We start from the raw sequence: 2,143 nt of genomic DNA on the forward strand, positions 1-2,143 counted from the left end.
CGTGCCGCGCGAGCAGCGCGCCGAGGACGGCGGGGTCCACCTCGTCGGGGCGCGGTGCGGGGACGTCGGGGCGCGGCGCGGGGCCGCGGTCGCGGTCGCGGTCCGTCAGGGAGTCGCGGTGCATCGGAGGGTCGCGGTGCATCGGAGGGTCGCGGTCCATCAGGGTCTCCCTCCCGCCCCGACCCGGGTCATGATCTCGCAGAGCGCGCGGTCGTCGAAGATCCGCGAGGTCGGGATCCGCACGGTGGTCCGGCGGCGGCCCGTCACCGGGTGGCCCGCCAGGTTGATCCAGTAGCAGCAGTGCCGCAGGGTCAGACGGTCGTGACCGGCCCGTATCCAGTCGTCCCGGTCGCGCGGCACGATCATCACCACAAGGATCTTGTGCACGGAGACCGGGCTGCGGGCGAGCTTGGCCAGGTGCTCGTTGTCGAGCGTGAAGGCGAAGGTCGGGCCGGGCGGATGCGGTGCCAGTTGGTACGTGGCCTTCAGCTGCACCTTGATCGTCACCTCGTCGTCCACGGCGTGGCCGGGCGCGCTGTGGCTGACGTGCCAGTCGATGCCGTGGTCCGGGAAGGGCTGCGCGAGCGAGCAGCCCGCGGCCGCCGCGACCGCGTGGAGATAGCCGACCTGCAACGTCTCCATGCAGGCGGTGGTGGCGATGTGGCCGCGCGGGGGTGCGGTCCGCTCGGGCAGCAGACCGCTCGCCGACGGGGCCGGGTCGGGCTGCGCGAGCGCCATGTGCGTGACGCCTTCCGGTCGTCGCCGGTGTCCGTACACCTGTGTTGTCTCCCCGTCACATGCCGTGCAAACAGCGGTGGTTCGGCCACCTCCCTCCGGGTATCACCTGGTCGGGGCGGGATCCGGAGGTCATGGGGCACGTATGCACGAGGAGTTGAGGCCATGTCGTCCTGGTTCGAGGGGCCGCTCGCCGCGTTCGACACGGAGACGACCGGGATCGACGTCGAGCACGACCGGATCGTGTCGGCCGCTCTCGTCGTCCAGCGCGGCGCGGGAAGCCTGCCGGAGGTGCGGCGCTGGCTGGTGAGTCCGGGCATACCGGTGCCGCGGGCCGCGACCGAGATACACGGGCTGACCGACACCCATCTCCAGCAGCACGGCCGGTGGCCGGCGCCGGTGATGGACGAGGTGGCGCGGGCGCTGGCCGAGCAGACGGCGCGGGGCACCCCGGTGGTGGTGATGAACGCGCCGTTCGATCTGACGCTGCTGGACCGCGAGTTGAAGCGGCACCGCAATGCCACGCTGGCGACCTATCTGTCGCTGCGTTCGCTGTCCGTCCTCGATCCCCGGGTGCTGGACAAGCACCTGGACCGCTATCGCAAGGGCCGCCGCACGCTCACCGATCTGTGTGCGCACTACGGCGTCGAGCTGACGGGCGCGCACGACGCGGGGGCGGACGCCATGGCCGCCCTGGAGGTCGTACGGGCGGTGGGCCGCCGCTACGCGTCACGGCTGGAGAAGCTGACGCCCAGTGAGCTGCACGCCCGGCAGACCGCCTGGTACGCGGCGCAGGCGCGCGGCCTCCAGGCCTGGTTCGCGCTCAACGGCTCGGACGAGGTCTGCGACCCGGCGTGGCCGCTGCGTCCGGACCTTCCGGCGGCGGCGTAACGGCGCTCCTGCGTCCGCCCCTGCCTCTGCCCCCTGCCTACGCCTCAGGCGAGCCGGAGCCTGAACGGGTGTCCGGCCGGGTCGGAGTAGAGGCGGACGTCGTTCGGGCCGCCGTTGTCCTTGGTGTCCAGCGGCCGTGCCCCCAGGTCGACGACCTGGCGTTCGGCGGCGTCCATGTCGTCCACCAGCAGTTCCAGGTGGGCCTGCTGGGAGTCGTCCGGGCGGGGCCAGCTCGGCGGGGCGTACCCGTGGTCCCGGAGGAAGGACATGCGCGTCCCGCCGGGGACGGCGATGTCGATCCGGTCGAGGACGGTCACCGGCGTGATCTCGGCGCCGAGCACGGTGGCGTAGAACTTGGCCAGCTCTTCGGGCTCGGCGCAGTCCAGGGACAGGACGGCTGCGGTGGCGACGGCCATGGGGTACCCCTCCGATTCATCCGCGAGAGCCTCGCGGGTACCCATGTCCGGCGGTGACAAGCCCGGAAAACACCGGGGCCGGACCGCCTGCTGGCGGTCCG

Annotated in this window: 3 protein-coding genes; 1 reads left to right on the forward strand and 2 read right to left on the reverse strand. The window is 72.4% G+C overall.

The features are described from left to right. Positions 1-159: 159 nt before the first annotated feature. On the reverse strand, positions 160-738 hold the full coding sequence (locus tag EEJ42_RS31945) for a DUF4365 domain-containing protein (RefSeq protein WP_123105383.1): 579 nt from the start codon (positions 736-738) through the stop codon (positions 160-162). 162 nt (positions 739-900) lie between these two features. Between EEJ42_RS31945 and EEJ42_RS31950 the strand changes: the two genes are divergently transcribed. Beyond that, the gene (locus tag EEJ42_RS31950; protein ID WP_123105385.1) at positions 901-1,626 is read left to right on the forward strand and encodes a 3'-5' exonuclease; all 726 of its coding nucleotides are present in this window, start codon (positions 901-903) and stop codon (positions 1,624-1,626) included. Positions 1,627-1,670: 44 nt separating this feature from the next. On the opposite strand, the gene EEJ42_RS31955 is transcribed toward EEJ42_RS31950, so the two are convergent. Further along, complete coding sequence (locus EEJ42_RS31955) at positions 1,671-2,042, reverse strand: VOC family protein (RefSeq protein WP_123105387.1); 372 nt, start codon at positions 2,040-2,042, stop codon at positions 1,671-1,673. Positions 2,043-2,143 lie beyond the last annotated feature (101 nt).

It is taken from the genome of Streptomyces botrytidirepellens (assembly GCF_003721215.1).
In the GTDB taxonomy this organism is placed as follows: domain Bacteria; phylum Actinomycetota; class Actinomycetes; order Streptomycetales; family Streptomycetaceae; genus Streptomyces; species Streptomyces himastatinicus.

What these genes read in the sequence shown, in the direction of transcription:
- EEJ42_RS31950 (WP_123105385.1), top strand. Translation starts at nt 901, where the DNA reads ATGTCGTCCTGGTTCGAGGGGCCGCTCGCCGCGTTCGACACGGAGACG.
- EEJ42_RS31945 (WP_123105383.1), bottom strand. Translation starts at nt 738, where the DNA reads ATGGCGCTCGCGCAGCCCGACCCGGCCCCGTCGGCGAGCGGTCTGCTG.
- EEJ42_RS31955 (WP_123105387.1), bottom strand. Translation starts at nt 2,042, where the DNA reads ATGGCCGTCGCCACCGCAGCCGTCCTGTCCCTGGACTGCGCCGAGCCC.